Here is a 247-nt window from a genome sequence, read left to right as displayed (position 1 = left end):
GGTTGCGTCCAGGCCCAGGATGCTGGCCTCGGTGTAGGTGAGCGTGAGGGAGCGGCCGCTGACGCTGGCGGTGCTGAACACGGGGGCCGTGGTGTCGGCTGCGGATTTGTTCGTCACCGCCTGGTCTGTGAGATTGGCTGCGTTGTTGCCGGCTGCGTCCTGTATGACGGCGTTGCCGGTTGCGGGCTGGGTGTAGTTGACGGTCACCACCTCGTTCCTGTCCACGGCGCGGCTAAGCGCCAGGGTG

At 66.8% G+C, this 247-nt stretch carries 1 protein-coding gene; it reads right to left on the bottom strand.

All coding sequences use genetic code 11. The annotated features are described in order from the left end of the window. On the bottom strand, positions 1-247 hold a 247-nt coding region (locus VTU_RS28380), incomplete at both ends, for a SwmB domain-containing protein (protein ID WP_010107074.1).

The sequence above is a fragment of the Verminephrobacter aporrectodeae subsp. tuberculatae At4 genome (assembly GCF_000193225.1).
GTDB classification, from domain to species: Bacteria; Pseudomonadota; Gammaproteobacteria; order Burkholderiales; family Burkholderiaceae_C; genus Acidovorax; species Acidovorax aporrectodeae.
The sequence above is the reverse complement of the archived record's forward strand: the minus strand, read 5'-3'. Positions and strand labels throughout refer to the sequence as shown.